The 16,228-nt window shown below is 34.9% G+C and carries 13 protein-coding genes; 10 read left to right on the plus strand and 3 right to left on the minus strand.

Translation table 11 applies throughout. The features are described from left to right. Positions 1-857: 857 nt before the first annotated feature. Complete coding sequence (locus tag N2201_02900; GenBank protein MCX7785162.1) at positions 858-3,275, plus strand: AAA family ATPase; 2,418 nt, start codon at positions 858-860, stop codon at positions 3,273-3,275. Between the two features lie 3 nt (positions 3,276-3,278). Here N2201_02900 and N2201_02905 read toward each other — a convergent pair whose 3' ends face one another. From N2201_02905 to N2201_02915, 3 genes are all read right to left on the minus strand, one after another. Then, positions 3,279-3,704 carry a SoxR reducing system RseC family protein gene (locus N2201_02905; protein MCX7785163.1) on the minus strand — a complete coding sequence of 142 codons (426 nt, stop codon included), beginning with the start codon at positions 3,702-3,704 and terminating at the stop codon, positions 3,279-3,281. Next, positions 3,705-4,511 carry a hypothetical protein gene (locus tag N2201_02910; GenBank protein ID MCX7785164.1) on the minus strand — a complete coding sequence of 269 codons (807 nt, stop codon included), beginning with the start codon at positions 4,509-4,511 and terminating at the stop codon, positions 3,705-3,707. It abuts the gene before it with no gap. 84 nt (positions 4,512-4,595) lie between these two features. Next, positions 4,596-4,784, minus strand: coding sequence for a ferredoxin (locus N2201_02915; GenBank protein ID MCX7785165.1), 189 nt, complete (start codon positions 4,782-4,784; stop codon positions 4,596-4,598). 502 nt (positions 4,785-5,286) lie between these two features. On the opposite strand from N2201_02915, the gene N2201_02920 reads away from it, so the two are divergent. From N2201_02920 to uvrC, 9 genes are all read left to right on the plus strand, one after another. After that, entirely contained in the window at positions 5,287-6,630 is a 1,344-nt protein-coding gene (locus tag N2201_02920; protein MCX7785166.1) for a DASS family sodium-coupled anion symporter, read from the plus strand. 29 nt (positions 6,631-6,659) lie between these two features. After that, positions 6,660-7,043, plus strand: a complete 384-nt coding sequence (locus N2201_02925) for a hypothetical protein (GenBank protein ID MCX7785167.1) — start codon at positions 6,660-6,662, stop codon at positions 7,041-7,043. A 423-nt stretch (positions 7,044-7,466) separates the two neighbouring features. Next, a complete protein-coding gene (gene folK / locus N2201_02930; protein MCX7785168.1) occupies positions 7,467-8,015 on the plus strand; it encodes a 2-amino-4-hydroxy-6-hydroxymethyldihydropteridine diphosphokinase in 549 nt (182 codons plus the stop codon). Next, complete coding sequence (locus N2201_02935; GenBank protein ID MCX7785169.1) at positions 7,982-8,650, plus strand: deoxynucleoside kinase; 669 nt, start codon at positions 7,982-7,984, stop codon at positions 8,648-8,650. Before folK ends, N2201_02935 begins: the two co-directional genes overlap by 34 nt. Before the next feature lie 204 nt (positions 8,651-8,854). Further along, entirely contained in the window at positions 8,855-10,102 is a 1,248-nt protein-coding gene (locus N2201_02940; GenBank protein MCX7785170.1) for a GWxTD domain-containing protein, read from the plus strand. Between the two features lie 141 nt (positions 10,103-10,243). Next, on the plus strand, positions 10,244-11,713 hold the full coding sequence (locus tag N2201_02945) for a GWxTD domain-containing protein (GenBank protein MCX7785171.1): 1,470 nt from the start codon (positions 10,244-10,246) through the stop codon (positions 11,711-11,713). Between the two features lie 91 nt (positions 11,714-11,804). Then, positions 11,805-12,512, plus strand: a complete 708-nt coding sequence (locus N2201_02950) for a hypothetical protein (protein MCX7785172.1) — start codon at positions 11,805-11,807, stop codon at positions 12,510-12,512. 303 nt (positions 12,513-12,815) lie between these two features. Then, entirely contained in the window at positions 12,816-14,276 is a 1,461-nt protein-coding gene (locus N2201_02955; GenBank protein ID MCX7785173.1) for an RtcB family protein, read from the plus strand. A gap of 86 nt (positions 14,277-14,362) precedes the next feature. Beyond that, positions 14,363-16,180 carry an excinuclease ABC subunit UvrC gene (uvrC, locus tag N2201_02960; GenBank protein ID MCX7785174.1) on the plus strand — a complete coding sequence of 606 codons (1,818 nt, stop codon included), beginning with the start codon at positions 14,363-14,365 and terminating at the stop codon, positions 16,178-16,180. The last annotated feature ends 48 nt before the right edge of the window (positions 16,181-16,228 follow it).

Consider the following 16,228-nt stretch of genomic DNA (forward strand, 5'->3'; position numbering starts at 1 on the left):
ATAGGTCTATGTTCAATTAAAAGACCTTATCATTCTGTCTGTAAGTAGACGCGCATCGCAAATTAAAGGCTAAAGATTTCAAATAGCCGAATATTCGCTCATAAGTCACTTCGCATTAAATCAGGATGACAAAAAAGACTTGTCATTATGAACCTTCATGCCTTTCATCCTGATTATTTCCACTTCGCATTCTAATTTTTATCATTATGAGATTTTTCCCTTTTGTTATTCTGGCTCTTTTCTTCTGTCATACTGAATTCATCTCCCTTTTAGCATTCTGAGTCTTTTATCTTTCTCTGTCATTCTGGTGAGCGAAGCGACGACAAATCCCATTTGCCCAAAAAGCATCCGCATTTTAAGATTCTGAATCAAATGTATAATGACAATATGCCTTCCTTTCTGTCATTCTGAGCGAAGCGAAGAATCCCAAATGCCGAGGAATATTAAATTTTACATACTCCACACAGAATGCCGAAAGACCGGCAGTTGAGATGTTTCGCTACCGCTCAACATGACAAACAAAGTGGCCTCTCGCATTCCCAGTGTCAAGCAATAGAGAAAGTCATCTGAAAGACCGTCAACGATGTCTCTGAAAAATATCCAGCGAGATTAGTGTATTCAATAAACTAAAATTGACCTTTTCAGAATTCTATATTCTTGTTGACAAATCACAAAAAATTTGGTATAAGATTAAAATATAAGTGTTATGCAAAAAACAAAAAACCGGCGGCTACGCATAATTGAAAGCATTCTATTTTAAAGAATTAATTGGGGCACTCCGGCTCCGCTTTCTAATTGAGAAGGATTCTTTAAAATATGCTTGATAGCCGCCGGTATTAAATTAGCAATAACTGATTATGAAAAACAATCAATTTGAAGTTCCAATTGAAAAACTACGATTAGTTTGCGACCCGAACAAATTTCCTTTTGAAACAACTGATGAAGTTGGAATATGTAATGATATTATTGGTCAAGACCGAGCAGTTAAAGCCTTAAAGTTGGGAATAGAAATTCCCAGTGCCGGCTATCATATTTTTGTTACAGGTTTAGTGGGCACTGGTCGCACAACCGCTGTAAAGTATCTTTTAGATACTGCGGAAAAAAGTAAAAAAATTCCTGATGATATTCTCTATGTGAATAATTTTGCTGACCCTGATAATCCTAAATTAATCCGACTACCAGCAGGTATGGGTGATAAATTCGCTTACGCGATGGAAGAATTAATTGAGAACCTTAAGAAAAATATTCCGATGGTCTTAGAAAGCGATACCTATCAACTGCGCCGAAATAAATTGATTGAACATTTTAAGGCAAAATCATCTACCTTGGCATTAGAATTTGAAAAGAAACTGCAAGCCGAAAATTTTGGTATCGTGCAATTACTACCGATCGCTCAGCCCGAGTTGGTTTATATTTATGAAAACCAGCAATTAAATTTTGAAGGCGTTGCTAATTTGTATGCGGAACAAAAAATTACTCGCGAACAGTTTCAAGAAATTCAAAAGAAGTTCGATAAATTTTCCCAAGAATTAAATGAAATTTTCCAAAAAATCAAAGCAATTGAAAAAGAGACCCGCGCCAGTTTATCAAAATTAGAACAAGATACAATAAAACCCGTCGTTTTAGAACAAATCGAAGAAATTAAAAGTGAGTTCAATTTCGAACCGGTTCATCATTATTTAGATGAGGTCACAAAAGCAATCTTATCCAATATTGAAAGATTTATTCCTCAAGAGAAAAAATCCCATAGTCCAGTTATTGACCAATTTTTAGAATTTAAGGTTAATGTCTTAGTTGATAATTCACATCTTGAAGGCGCACCGGTTATTTTTGAGACAACTCCAACTTACAAAAACATTTTTGGCACAATTGAGCGGGTCTGGGACCGTTCTGGCCAATGGCGAACTGATTTTACAAAAATTAAAGCCGGTTCACTTCTCAAAGCCGATGGCGGATTTTTGATATTAAATGCCTTAGATGCAATTTTAGAGCCCGGAGTCTGGCCAACTTTGAAAAGAACTTTACGCAATCGGATATTAGAGATAACATCCTTTGACCCCTATACGATGTTTGCTATTTCCGGATTAAAACCTGAACCCATACCAATTGATGTTAAAGTGATAATGATTGGCGATGCTCGCATCTATAATATCTTATATAATTACGACGAAGACTTCAAAAAAATCTTTAAGGTTCGGGCGGATTTTGATTGGGTAATGCCATTATCCGATGAAACCATTAGACAATACGCCCAAGTGATAAAAGGAATTTGTCATAAAGAAAATTTACTTGCTTTTGATAAGACCGCAGTCGCTGCTATTGTAGAATACGGGGTCCGTTTAGCCGGGAGAAAAAATTATCTCTCAACCCAGTTTAATCTTATCACGGATGTGCTCAAAGAGGCTAATTATTGGGCACAAAAAGAAAAGGCAAAAGTAATATCAAAAAGACATATTGAAAAAGCAATTGAAGAAAGAATCGAGCGTGTAAAATTAATCGAAGATAAAATTCAAAAGATGATTGAAGAAGGCACCATCTTTATTGATACTGAAGGTAAAGTTGTCGGACAAGTCAACGGTTTATCAATTTATGATGTTGGCGAATATTCCTTTGGTCGTCCTTCGCGCATCACGGCCAAAATTGGTGTTGGTGCCTCGGGTGTAATCAATATTGAGCGCGAAGCCGAACTCTCTGGTCCAATTCATAGTAAGGGCGTCTTAATTCTTTCTGGTTATCTTCGTGATAAATATGCTCAAGATAAACCATTAGCCTTAAGTGCCAGTTTATGCTTTGAGCAATCTTATTCAGGTGTTGAAGGCGATAGCGCTTCTTCAGCCGAACTTTATGCGTTGCTCTCCAGCCTTTCTGGCATTCCAATTCGCCAGGATTTAGCGGTTACCGGTTCAGTCAATCAAAAAGGTGAAGTGCAACCCATCGGCGGCGTCAATCAAAAAATTGAAGGGTTTTTTGCGGTATGTAAAGCCAAAGGACTTACTGGCACTCAAGGTGTAATTATTCCCCAAGCCAATATTGACGATTTGATGTTGCGCAATGAAGTATTAGAAGCAGTCCGCCAAGGAAAATTTCATATTTATGCAATAAAGACCATTGATGAAGGAATTGAACTCTTAACCGGTGTCAAAGCCGGCACAAAAGATGAAAATGGCAATTATCCTCAAGGAACCATCAACTATTTAGTTAACGAAAGATTAAAACAATTAGCCCAATACTGGCAGGAGTATCAAGGTCTTTCAACCGGAAAAAGTAACCTCTAATTATTATTTACCACCATTAGGTGGGCTTATCTTTTCTTTAATTGTGGCTAAACTCTTACCTTTTTTAATCAAATAATTATTTATTATCTTTACTACTAAAAATCCCAATCCCAGTCCCACACCACCCAAAATTGCCGAAAACTTCTCACTGCTGATTTTTCTACCGAAAAATACTCCAATTAAAAATAACACTACGGGGAGCCCTAAAACCAATGATAGCGATAAAACCCGATGTTTTTCTTTTATCTCAATTTTTACCCAATCACCAACTTGAGCATTAAGATTGTTTTGTAGTTCGATTACTTTCTTATTTTTACCTAAGGGATTACAGATATTGGCTTGAGTGCAATGGGCACAACCACCTGATGGTGTAATTTCAATTTTAGCGGTTGTTCCTTCTATCTCAATTATCTTACCAATCTCTTCCATTTATGGTAACGGTGGCATGACTCTTCTTCCCCGAGCTCTACCAGGAGTATTGTCAAATACTTCAATAATATGATAAATTACCGCAATTGATTGTCGAGGTGACGAACTGTGAAAATAGTCGTGAACCGTATTGATGTATTCAACAACATCTTTCTCATAAGGCGTAAGTTTAGGATTGTGCGGATGTAACATTTGAGCAATCGCTCTTAATTCATAAGACGGAAAATCTAAAAAGACAATTGCCACACCAGGGTCAGTCATTTGATTTAAGAAAGTGTGAGTTTCAAATTCCGGTGTGGCATAAAGTTCTAACGAGACCTGTTTGGTTGGGTCAAAAATCTCTTTACCATTGCGGTATAAACTTTCCAGAATTGAAATCTTTTTTTGCATATCAGCATCAAAAGTAGTTTTTAATAAATTCAGCACTTCTTTAATCTTTTCTGACTTAGGTAAAAATCCCATACCTTTTACCGCACAGTTTATTGAGAATTGCGCATCATTTCTTTTCAAACCATGAGAAGCAACCATTCCGTTATGAGCACCAGCTAAAGAAGGCATTTGGTCTTTTCGGATGCGTTCAATTGTTTCTAAGCGTCGTTGAAAACTCCAGTCCAAGAATTTCTCTGGCAGGGGTTGGATTTTGAAGTTTTGCCAGCGATTTTCTACTCGGGCGCGAATAATTCCCTTATGGTAATTTTTTAAATCAATATTAGTCTGGATAAAATAACCACCTTTTCTCCAAAACTTTCGCTGAGCATGCTCAATGTTTTTAGAACCTTTGCAACTTAAGAGAATAATAGACATCATAAACAAATAAAAAATACCCCTCATTACTAATTAAATATTAAGCGTAAAAATTTTGGGCCTTATTAATTTTGGCGTTAGGATTAATTATTCTTCAATTTTAATTGCTGAAGTTGGACAATCTTCTGCTGCCTGTCGTGCGCATTCTTCAGCACCAGGCGCGATGATTTCTTGCTTTGCCTTGGCAACATCGCCATCCATTTCAAAAATATCAGGACAGGATGTTACACAGAGTTCACAACCTGTGCATAGTTCTTTATCAACACTAACTTTCATATTATCTCCTTTACTAAATTAGTAAAATTTGTAAAATATATTAGAAAAAAATTGTGCGACTGTCAAGGATAAAATTCTAAAACAACAGTGAAAAAAGTCAATTTTTACTATTACTCAATGAATATTTCTTGTGTTTCTCCCTACGGATGTATGCCGCCAGTGTCTTCAGTGGCATTTTGCCAGAGGGCGCGATACTAAATCCTCTGAACAAATTTTCTGAATTACTTGCGATACGCGCCCATTCGCTACGACGCCGCTTCGGGTCGGTCAATATTTTATGATAAAAATTAACTCTTTCAGAAATTGCTAAATATGGCTATTGACAAGTCTAATTTATTGCTTATAATGTAAAATGTCTAAGCATAAATTTTTATAAAAACTTTATTATATGTAATATCAATTAGATACGGACAAAGAAATTTTTTATAAAATAACGAGATACAAAGAATCAAAATAATCTTTATGATGTCCAAAAAGTTTATCGGCAAAAGCGAACTTAACTATGAAGAATAAAGTTATCCCCAAAATCATCTATATTACTTTAATTCTTCTAATTGCATTTGTTATTTATCTGCTTCCTATACCTAACATTTCTGAACCCGCAAAACGGACACTATCCATACTAACTATTGCCGCTCTATTCTGGATAACTGAAATTATCCCCTTATATATTACTTCCTTTGTAATTTTATTCTTGGAAGCAATATTTTTAACTAATCAAATGGGCGGTAATTTCAAAATTTTTTTAGTGCCCTTTTTTGACTCCGTCATTGTTTTGTTTTTAGGCGGACTGGTTTTGGCTCAGGCATTAAAGAAATATGATTTGGATGAATGGTTCACTTTTATCATCTTAAAACGAATTGGTAATAAGCCTTCGCAAGTTTTAATTGGCTTTATGGCGGTAACCGCGTTTCTTTCCATGTGGATGTCCAATACGGCTACCACCGCATTAATGATTGGGTTAGTGCTCGTTTTAACGCAAAACATTCCCCGAAACGACCCTTTAATAACTGCCCTGGCTTTAGGAATTCCATTTTCAGCCAACATTGGTGGTATTGCTACACCAATCGGAACTCCACCTAATGCCTTAACTATTAGTATCTTACATTCGAAAAATATCACCATTACATTTTTAGGCTGGATGCTCTTTGGATTGCCATTAACAATAATTCTTTTTTTGGTGATTTATCTAATCTTAAAAAAATATTTTAAGTCTAATTTAAGAGAGATTAATTTAGCACAAGAAAAAAATAATGGTTTTTCTAATGAACAAAAATTAATTATCGCCGTATTTCTTATGACGGTGCTATTATGGCTCACTTTTGAACTCCATAAAATTCCAACCAGTATTGTTGCTTTATTGCCGGTAATTATTTTTAGTGGTTCAGGATTATTAAAAGAAGAGGACTTTGGGCGCATTGGTTGGGATACATTAATCTTAATGGGCGGTGGTTTGTCCTTAGGAATGACTATCGAAAAGAGTGGTTTAAGCAGTTGGTTTGTCAGTCAAATTAATTTTGCCGCCCTACCTAATGTTATTTTATTAACAAGTATCACTTTGATTACTATCTTTTTAACCAGTTTCATTTCTAATACCAGTGCCGCGGCAATTCTCTTACCCATTGCAGTAAGTTTAACCACCAAACCAATTGGTCCGGCACTTGCTGTCGGTTTATCAGCCTCAATTGCAATGGTCTTACCAGTCAGCACACCTCCAAATGCAATTGCTTATGGTTCAGGCTTGATAAAAACAAAAGATATGGTCAAATATGGTGGCATAATTGCAATCTTGTCAGCAATTATTATAACACTATTTGTTTTGCTCATATCTTTATTAGTTAAATAAATTATTGTCAACGCAAAGGGAGAAAATTTATGGAAAGCGCCAAAAGAGAAACCTGTCCCAAATGTAAAAGCACTACCTTAATCAATAATGTTTTAGTTAAAACCGGAGATAATATCCGAGTTTATGTTGAATGTGCCAATTGCCATGCTTTTGTTGCTCGCTATACTTTATTAACCTATACTTCTGATAAACCTTATGAAGTCTTATTAAGACGACTGCGTTGTTTAGAATATGCTAGTGGCAAAAAGGCCCTTCGAGAATTAGAAGAATATAATAAATTTATTGAACAGGAATTTGCTCATGCAAAATCATTAGTTGCCACTGAAGAAACCCGAACAATTGAAGACCTGATAAAAGCCAAATACGAAAAGACCGACGATAATTCCGAATCGGTTTCGACTGATTGTCGTTAAATCAAAATTGAGAACTCGGAAAAAGCCAAGTTCTACTTAAGATACTGAGTTTTCCGAACACTGTTTGTCTTGCTTTGCTTTGTTTACTATTGGTTCCTTGGCACTTTTTCAGATATTTCAAAATAAAAACTCTCAAAGTTTGTACCCAACATATTGGTGACACAGAAAAGAGAAAGAAATTCCTTGATTTCATGTTTTATTGAGCAGAAAATTATTTTTTTGAAGTCTCAAAATAGACTATATGACCAATAAGTTATCTTTTTCTTTTCTAAGAAAGACATTATTGTGAGACCGTAGAAATAACCGGCAGTCATCGAAAAGGACTTAAAAAAATCTTTTCTAAAAATTAATAATATAATTGGACATCATAAATTGATGTTTTATTTAGTCTTGACTTTTAGGTAAAAATTAGTAGTCTAAAATATGGCTCGGATATATTTAGGTCTGGGTTCTAATTTGAATGACCGTGAATATATGATAAAGCGCGCAATCCAAAGTCTTAATCGCCATAATATCAATGTGATTCGAATCTCACCAATTTATGAAACTGAACCCATCAATGATAGTGGAAATAATATTTCAGTATTACCTAAGACAGCGCCAACTACCTCAGCAAAATTTCTTAATTGTGTTGCCTTAGCCGAAACATTATATGAACCCGAGGTATTACTAAAAGTAATCAATGATATTGAGAATAATTTAGGTCGTAAACGAAAAGAAGGAATTCGCAATTTACCTCGGACAATTGATATTGATATCTTATTTTACGATGACCGAATTATTGATACGCCAAATCTGAAAATTCCTCATACCGCATTGCATAAACGCGCTTTCGTGCTTATACCCTTATTTGATTTGAACCCTGAACTATTTCATCCGGTCATCAAGAAAACAGTTAAAGATCTGTTAAAGTCAGTAGACAAAAAAGGAGTGGTTCTTTGGCAGAGTCAGCCAATATCGACACGGATTTAAGATATATTGCCATTGAGGGAATGATTGGAGTTGGCAAAACCGCTTTGGCAATAAAACTTGCGGAAAAATTGAATGCACGATGTGTCTTAGAAGAAGTTGAAGAAAATCCATTTCTTGCCAATTTTTACCAAGATATGCGAACCTACGCTTTACCCACCCAGTTATTCTTTTTACTTTCGCGACATCGACAACAGCAACAGATATCCCAACAGGCATTATTTCAAGAAAGAATTGTCTCTGATTATACTTTTTATAAAGACCGGATATTTGCTTATCTAAATCTATCTGACCACGAGTTAAAATTATATGAGAAGATTTATGACTTTCTGGAAAAGGATGTGCCGAAGCCAGATTTAGTTGTATATCTCCAAGCATCAATCCCTTTGTTATTAGAACGAATTAAAAAGCGTGGCCGAAGTTTCGAGCAGGACATTAGCCCTGAATATCTTGAAGCACTCTCTGATGCTTATAATCGCTTCTTCTTACATTATGACGCAACACCGCTCCTAATCGTTAACACTGCTAATTTAGATTTTGTCAAAAACGAAGATGATTTTGTTACTTTATTTAAAGAGATTATCACTACCACCCAAGGACGTCGATTCTTTTCACCCAGAACAAAAAAAATAAGATAAACAAACCTTATTCAACAAAATTTATAAATCTTTTAGCCTTAATTAAACACCTATTGTTATCTAACACCATTTTGGTAGTAACAACGCAAATTAGTGTAAGTGTTTTTATATGTATTAGTTAAAATTTGATATGGTTAAACCAGTTGACGTTGACTTTATCTTAAGTTAAACTATATATAATAGTATATTCAAATAAAAGAAAATATGGTAGTTTTGACATTGCTTTTTAGTGTATTTTTAATTACTAATAATACTTTTGCTGGTGAAATTAAAATTTCATCTGACTATATTCTGATTCGAAAAGCGGAAAATCGCTATGACTTGCATTATTTCTATGAGTTCCCCTATTCGGATATTTATTTTACAAAACAAAACCAAGGTTTTAAAAATCGCTATCAAATTACCATACAAATTTGGAACCACAAAGAACTTGTCGCCGGCAAAATTCTGGAAAGAGAAGTATTCGTAGAAAGATATGAAGATACCAAACTTCAAACCAAATCATTAACCGATAGTCTCCAACTCGAATTTATCTATCCTTCAAAAAATAAAACCCAATTGACCTTAAAAGTAAAAATCCGAGACCTTAACTCTGATAGTTATGGAGAAGATAAATTTGATATACGGCTTTACAATCTTCCCCATCGAATTCTATTTTATAAAAATAATACACCAAACCCCAAACGAATCTACTCAACTGACATTGGCAAAGAAGAGACATTAGGAATTCGATTGGAGTTATATTCAAACCAAGCGAAGAATTGCTCGCTGTTAATTAAAAGAGAACTTCTTCCGTCTTTTCCAATAACATCCGACAAGAAAAAATCTCGTCTGAGAACTGAAAAAAGGGTTTTCTTAGTTCCGATAGTTATTACGGACACACAATCTGCTCAAGAAAAAACAATTCTTAGTTTTTCATCGCCCATACGCAATCTCGTTGAAGACGGCGAAGGCAAGTATCGAATAACAATTATTGTTTATGATGATAAAGCGAAGAAAATATTAACCGCAATTGATTTTTTTGAGATAAAAAATTCTTTTTTTAACTCGACAACTGAATATTTAGAAATGGTTGACCGTTTAATGTACATTGCTACCGAAACCGAAATGCGTAATCTAAAAATGGCCGATGTGACATCAAGAGAGTCACTATGGAATGATTTTTGGAAAAAATATGACCCGAACCCTATTACGGAAATAAATGAAGCCGAAGAGGAGTATTTCTCTCGGATTGATTATTGCATAAAAAAATTTTCCGGTGGTGATAGAGGCTATAAATCTGACCGTGCTAAAATTTATATGAAATATGGTGAGCCCGATTATGTCGAATATGCGCCTTTTGAAAAACATCGTAACGCTTATGAGATCTGGTATTATTATCGATTAGGGAAACAGTTTGTCTTCTTAGACCAGCGAGGATTTGGCGAATTTATTCTCACCGAAATAAAATGACCATGATAAAATGGTTGTTATAATATAATATGGTTGTTATAATATAATTATAATATAAAATGAAATATAAAAATGAGAACAATAAAATAAAATGATTGTATTACCGTGCCTAAAATGTTATCTACTAAATATATTGGTCATATGAAAACACTAATCGGGCTTATCAGTCCAAGTGTAAATTATGATTTCTATAATTCAACTTTCAAAGACTTAATGATTTTTCTTATTTATGAAAAAAACATCTATATTAATTCCGTTTTTAAGATGAAACTTAAAAAGAAAATAAGGCCATTAAGAATTTTTAATTCATTTAGAATGTGTTTTATAATAGTTCTTTTGTTTTGTTCGCTAAATTTTTTATTAGCACAACAACTTTCAGTTGATTGGGCAGCATTTAACTACAGCCAAGGACTTTCTTTGGTAGAAGTTTATTATTCTTGCCCTTATAATATCTTTCACTACAAAACTAAAAATGATACGATTTCTGCTCAATATCGAGGCTCGTTTTATTTGAAGAGCATTAATACGCCGGAATCGATTATTGATAATTTTGAACGACGGGCAATAATTTCATCTTTTGAAGACGCACAAAAAAGAGATATGATGCTGGTCGATGGCTTCGGTTTTTTTGCCCGACCAGGGCCATATTGGTTTCGCTTAACACTCGAAGATGCCATTTCAACTTTAATTTTTACTGATACCATTACAGTTCCTAATTTTGAACAAGCCCCGGCTTTAAGCGATGTCGAGTTAGCATCATCAATAAAACCTGACACTTTAGGCGGTAAATTCTGCAAACAAGGCTTACGGATAATTCCCAACCCTTCTGGTAAATTTGGCCAGCATTACGAATTAATGTATGTCTATGTCGAAGGTTATAATCTAATTGACGACACCTTGCCATATGAATTTACTTATCGAATTTTAACTATTGATAACGACTCCAAGCAGTCGATTATTAAAACCTTTCCGACTGAAATTAAAAAGAAATCGGGCAGTAGTTTTGCCTATGCATTTGCTTTAAGCACAAAGGGATTAAAACCAGGTAGTTATCTTTTAGAAATTCAGTTAAAGGATAACACGTCCAACCAAACAGCAAGTAGCAGGAAAGTCTTTTCTATCAGTGGAAACGATATAAGTACAGCAACATTGGTTAAAGCAAGTTTACCTTTAGAAGACACCTTCTATTATCGGAAAATCGATTTATTAGCAACACCAAAAGAACTAAAACAATATCAAAAATTAACTTATGAAGGGAAGAACGAATTTTTGCGGCGCTTCTGGCGTAAATATAATTACGCAGAGTTTATAAAGAGGATAAAATATGTTGAAACTAAATATCAGTTCGCAGGCAAATCGGGCTGGGAAACGGACCGAGGAAAAATTTATATTAAATATGGTGCTCCAGATGAAATAATTGCTCATACGATGATTGAGCATGTTAAACCGCACGAACATTGGTATTACTATGAAAAAGGATTTCATTTTATTTTTATTGATATCCGAAACGATGGAACTTTTCCTCTAATTTACTCCAATACTGATTTAGAAAAAAAACATCCCGAATGGGAAAAATATATTGACCCACTGGAATTAGATGATTTACGGTAATGTTCCACTCATAATAAAAGACCCAGAGGGCAAATGAATCTATTTGTAAATTTTATTATCTTACAGCAAATGTAAGGACTAAAGAACTGTGATGTCACAAAAACATCTTGATGAGAAAAATATTCAATGTTTTGAAATCCAAATAAATCCTTTTCGAACCGAACTGGTATTAGTGAATCTAACGGAAAATAACGAAGAATTTAACCTCAAAGATTGGGTAGTAATTACTCTTTATAAGGAAATATTATTAGGGAAAATTGTGTGGTTAGTTCCCTATTCGCAATCGGCAATTTATGGAAAAATTTTAAGAAAAGCAACTGAAGACGATTTCTATCAACAAACAATTATAAAAAAAGAAGCAGATGAACTCTATACCTTAATTGAACCGATTGTTCGAAGTGTTGAACCGTCAGCAAAGGTTGTGTTAGTTGATAAAAGTTTTAATCGTTATAAAATATATTGCTATCTGATTGCAGAAAAAAGAATCGACTATGCTAAATTGCTTAAGATGTTAAATAATACTTTAGGAACACGCATTGTGATAAAACAGATTGGGGTCCGCGATTATACGAGGAGTTTAGGTGGAATCGGCGTTTGTGGCCGCGAAATATGTTGTCGAACCTTTTTAGAGACCCTTCAATCTATTACCTTAAGTATGGCACGCCAGCAAAATATATATGTAGAACCAGAAAAAATTTCCGGTGTTTGCGGCAAATTGCGCTGTTGTCTTGCATTTGAATTAAATGTTGAGCAATTAAAAGAAGAACTCCAGTCTAATAAAAAGCCTGTCGAAAAATAGATAAAATTCTTACTTCCCAAATCGCCTATCCGTTCCTAAAACGATACAATCCATTTTAATAGAGAGCATATTATCACATTAGAATTCTATCCATATTATGAAAAAATTTTCATTTAAGCAATGTTTTGAGCAAATGCTTAATTTCTAATATTTTTATTTTTTAATTGCATTTGTCTATATTCTGTAATCTTTTCAATTATCAAGTTTAAGGACCAAATCGATGAGCTTTCAAAAGATTGACATAACGGATATCTTTTCTATAATATTTTATTAGAAATTTAATATCATTAAAAGGAGACTATTATGCCAACAGGTTGGACTGGCCCATTAGAAAAAATTGATAATTACAGATTAAAAATACCTAAAAGTTATAAGCCACAAATGAAAGTTGATGGTATAATTTATATTGATGCCCGATTAGTCGATAAGGTTCGAGAAGATATGGCACCGGAACAGGTAGCCAATGTAGCCACAATGCCAGGAATATTAAAAGCCTCAATGGCTATGCCTGATGTGCATTGGGGGTATGGATTTCCGATTGGAGGTGTGGCTGGCTTTGATACAAAAACCGGTGTCATTTCACCGGGTGGTGTTGGCTATGATATTAACTGCGGTGTAAGATTGCTTCGCACAAATCTTTTTCGAAAAGATATTACTGAAGATATTTTAGAAAAATTGGTGCGTTCATTATTCTATAATGTGCCTTCGGGTGTTGGTTCAACCGGCAAAATCAGAATTACTGAAAGTGAAGTAAAACAAGTTTTAATTAAAGGTGCTCGTTGGGCATACGAAAATGGCTACGGAACAAAAGAAGATTTAGAACATACTGAAGAACATGGACAAATGGCAGGTGCTGACCCATCAAAAATTTCTCGTCGAGCCTTAGAACGAGGTGCACCGCAATTAGGAACACTTGGCGCCGGTAATCACTTTTTAGAGATACAAGAAGTGGTTGAAATCTACGACACAAATGCGGCTAAAATATTCCAGTTAGAAAAAGGTGAGATAACTGTAATGATTCATACTGGTTCGCGCGGACTGGGTTATCAAATTTGTGACGATAATGTAAGGGATTTAGGTAAAGCAGTTCAAAAATATAACATTTCATTACCGGACCGACAACTGGCTTGTGCGCCAATCGAATCTCCTGAAGGCAGAGCTTATTTTTCTGCTATGGTTTGTGCGGCAAATTATGCTTGGGCAAATCGGCAATGTATCACCCATTGGGTGCGCGAAGCCTTTAGCCAAGTTTTTAATAAATCACCCGACCAATTAGGTATGGAATTAATATACGATGTTGCGCATAATATTGCGAAATTCGAAGAACATATGATTAACGGAAATAAAATAATGGTATGTGTACATCGAAAAGGTGCCACGCGGGCATTTCCTCCAGGACATCCGGCCTTGCCAGAAAAATATAAACCGATTGGTCAGCCAGTAATAATTCCTGGAGATATGGGAACAAATTCGTATCTGCTTTTAGGCACACAAAAAGCCTTTGAGGAAACCTTTGGTTCCACTTGTCATGGTGCAGGACGAGTCTGGTCACGAACTAAAGCATTAGATGAAACCAGAAATCGTGATATTGCGCGCGAACTAAAATCAAAAGGCATTTTAGTTATGGCTGCCAGTCAGGAAGTATTACGCGAAGAAGTGCCTGATGCTTATAAAGATGTTGATATTGTAGTCGATATTTGCCACAATGCAGGAATTTCAAAAAAAGTTGCCAAAATGAGACCTTTATGTGTAGTGAAGGGGTAAAATTAATAAGAGTAAAAAAACAGCTTTCAATAAATGTTGGCTAATTTTTAGCATTTATCTGCTATCTTAAGAGTACATACTAATTAATGTTGCCGGTTGACAAAATAAGTTTAGTTCCCAAAACAAGCGGTGTTTATCTCTTAAAAGATAAAAATGGTAGAATCATCTATGTGGGTAAATCAAGAAATCTTAGAGAAAGGCTTCGGGCTTATACTCAAGAACAAACACAATTTTCTCGTGAACAATTAATTAGATATATTTATGATTTTGAGATTATTGAAACTAAATCTGAGGTCGAAGCCTTAGTCCTTGAAGACAATTTAATTAAATTGAATAAACCGCGCTTTAATGTGCGGTTAAAAGACGATAAAAAATTTCCTTATCTAAAGATTACGGTTCAGGAGAAATTTCCCAGAATCTTTGCGACGCGTAATTTAAGAAAAGACGGTTCAGTTTTATTTGGACCTTATACGAATGCCAAAAATCTGCGTCGTGCCATCAAAGCAGTTAGAACAATTTTTAAAATCCGAACTTGTCAGAAAAAACTACCTTTAACCAAACCTGAACGCGCCTGTCTCAATTTCGCAATGAACCGTTGTTTAGCGCCTTGCCAAAATACTATTACAGAATTAGATTACCGACAACGGATAAATAATGCCATTTCTTTTTTATCAGGAAAATCAAAAGGCTTAGAAAAAGAACTTGAACAACGGATGAAAAATGCTTCGGACCAAGAAGATTTCGAAACCGCCGCAATTTTGCGCGACCAACTTTTTGCTTTGAGAGATATTACACAAAAACAAGATGCTGTATTTACTGATATTGCATCCCGAGATATTATTGGCCTTGCTTTAGCCGAGACCGCAAGTAAAGAAGGATTGCAGCGTACAAAATCTTATGCGAATGCTACTTTAATTAAAATTCGGGATGGCAAAATTATTGGTAAGGAAAATTATCCTTTTATCCTAAATAAAAAAACTGACCCGGATGAGATCGTTGAAACGCTCTTAAGAACAATTTATCTGCACACTTATGATATTCCTGACGAAATTATTCTTCCAATAAATCTTAAAAACAAACAAGTTTTTCGACAATGGTTTCGACAAGAAAAAGACAAAAAAGTCAGAATTTATCATCCGCGCTCGGGAATAAAAAAAAGATTGTTAAAATTGGCTTTAACCGATGCTGAAGTTGGTCTTACAGAAATTATCCCTGCGCCCAAGCCCTCTCAGCCTCTTTTAGAATTACAGCGAATCTTACATTTGTCTCAACCACCTAAGACTATTGAAGGCATTGATGTCTCAAATATTGCAGGTACTTTGGCAACAGGTTCAATTGTTGTTTTCACTAACGGTTATCCTAATAAAAAAGAATATCGGATGTTCCGAATCAAAAATGTCTCTGGACCTGATGACTATGCAATGATTCAAGAAGTATTAACCCGGCGCGTAACCAAATTAATAGGTGAAAATCAACCTTTACCTGATTTAATCTTAATTGATGGTGGTAAAGGTCAACTATCGGCTGCGGAAAAAGTATATGCATCAGCGCCAAAACCAATACCACTACTTGCTTTCGCGAAAAGGACCGATACATTATATTATAGTGATGGTCGAGAAATCTCGATTCCAGCTTATTCACCCGCATTAAAACTACTCAAACGAATTCGAGATGAAGCACATCGCTTTGCGATAAGATATCATAAAAGATTGCGTGGGAAAAAATTAATCGTTTCCGAATTAGATGCCATACCAGGTATTGGTCCGAAACGAAAGCAAACCTTAATAAAACACTTTGGCAGTGTGGATAAAATCAAGTCAGCATCCGTTGAAGAAATTGCTCGGCTTAATGGCTTTAACCAAAAAATTGCTGAGAAGATTTATCATGAATTAAATAAAAAGTGAACCCCTTGGGGATATAAAAAACAATTAAAAGTTTTATAGTTAACAGGT

The organism is candidate division WOR-3 bacterium (assembly GCA_026418155.1).
Taxonomy (GTDB): domain Bacteria; phylum Hydrothermota; class Tepidihabitantia; order Tepidihabitantales; family CAIPLT01; genus JAOABV01.

Bases quoted from the DNA above. Each gene is read 5' to 3' on its own strand.
- uvrC (MCX7785174.1), top strand. From the start codon at position 14,363: ATGTTGCCGGTTGACAAAATAAGTTTAGTTCCCAAAACAAGCGGTGTT.
- N2201_02925 (MCX7785167.1), top strand. From the start codon at position 6,660: ATGGAAAGCGCCAAAAGAGAAACCTGTCCCAAATGTAAAAGCACTACC.
- N2201_02905 (MCX7785163.1), bottom strand. From the start codon at position 3,704: ATGGAAGAGATTGGTAAGATAATTGAGATAGAAGGAACAACCGCTAAA.
- N2201_02900 (MCX7785162.1), top strand. From the start codon at position 858: ATGAAAAACAATCAATTTGAAGTTCCAATTGAAAAACTACGATTAGTT.
- N2201_02950 (MCX7785172.1), top strand. From the start codon at position 11,805: ATGTCACAAAAACATCTTGATGAGAAAAATATTCAATGTTTTGAAATC.
- N2201_02910 (MCX7785164.1), bottom strand. From the start codon at position 4,511: ATGATGTCTATTATTCTCTTAAGTTGCAAAGGTTCTAAAAACATTGAG.
- N2201_02915 (MCX7785165.1), bottom strand. From the start codon at position 4,784: ATGAAAGTTAGTGTTGATAAAGAACTATGCACAGGTTGTGAACTCTGT.
- N2201_02920 (MCX7785166.1), top strand. From the start codon at position 5,287: ATGAAGAATAAAGTTATCCCCAAAATCATCTATATTACTTTAATTCTT.
- N2201_02945 (MCX7785171.1), top strand. From the start codon at position 10,244: ATGAAAACACTAATCGGGCTTATCAGTCCAAGTGTAAATTATGATTTC.
- N2201_02955 (MCX7785173.1), top strand. From the start codon at position 12,816: ATGCCAACAGGTTGGACTGGCCCATTAGAAAAAATTGATAATTACAGA.
- N2201_02940 (MCX7785170.1), top strand. From the start codon at position 8,855: ATGGTAGTTTTGACATTGCTTTTTAGTGTATTTTTAATTACTAATAAT.
- folK (MCX7785168.1), top strand. From the start codon at position 7,467: ATGGCTCGGATATATTTAGGTCTGGGTTCTAATTTGAATGACCGTGAA.